At 68.3% G+C, this 776-nt stretch carries 1 pseudogene; it reads left to right on the top strand.

What is annotated here, in order from left to right:
- Positions 1-776, top strand: a pseudogene (locus EK403_RS22800) (hypothetical protein); the annotation flags it as partial.

Raw genomic sequence — 776 nt, 5'->3', positions numbered from 1 at the left:
ACCGGCGCCGACGCGAGCACGACGGGCGGGCTGTCGGGCCAGACGCTGATCGTGAAGGACCGCTCGGGCGCCGACGTCACGATCACGTTCGGCTCCTCGACCGGCCAGGTCGACACGCTCGACGAGCTCAACCAGGCGTTCGAGGACAACGACGTCGCGCTGACCGCCTCGGTCTCGACCTCGGGCGCCAACGGCAAGCTCAAGATCGAGGCCTCGAACTCGGCCGCCAACGAGGTCCCTGCCGCGATCGCCGGCACCATCGTCACCGGCTCCGGAAACGCCTTCTCGGCCTCGGGCGCCGCGACCTTCGCCGGCCGCGACTACGACGCCGGCGCCAAGGAGAAACGCACCAACTACCGCGACGACTACAACAACGCGCTGAAGCAGATCTCCTCGCTCGCCAAGGACGCCTCGTTCAACGGCGTCAACCTGCTGAACGGCGACGACCTCGACATCGTGTTCAACGAGGACGGCACCTCCAAGCTCAACGTCAAGGGCACGGTGTTCTCGGCGACCGGCCTCGGCCTCGGCGAGCTCACCGGCGACGAGTTCCTCGACGCCGACTCGATCAACGAGGTGATCTCGACCATCGAGAGCGCCTTCGCGACCCTCGAGGCCCAGGCCTCGAAGTTCGGCTCGCAGCTGCAGATCGTCGAGACCCGCGAGACCTTCACCAAGGACATGGTCGGGACGCTGGAGGACGGCGCCCTCGCGCTCGTCGGCGCCGACACCAACGCCGAGGCCGCAAACCTCGCCACCCTGCAGACCCGCCAGGC

This window comes from Hansschlegelia zhihuaiae (assembly GCF_004103825.1).
In the GTDB taxonomy this organism is placed as follows: Bacteria; Pseudomonadota; Alphaproteobacteria; order Rhizobiales; family Methylopilaceae; genus Methylopila; species Methylopila zhihuaiae.
The sequence above is the reverse complement of the archived record's forward strand: the minus strand, read 5'-3'. Positions and strand labels throughout refer to the sequence as shown.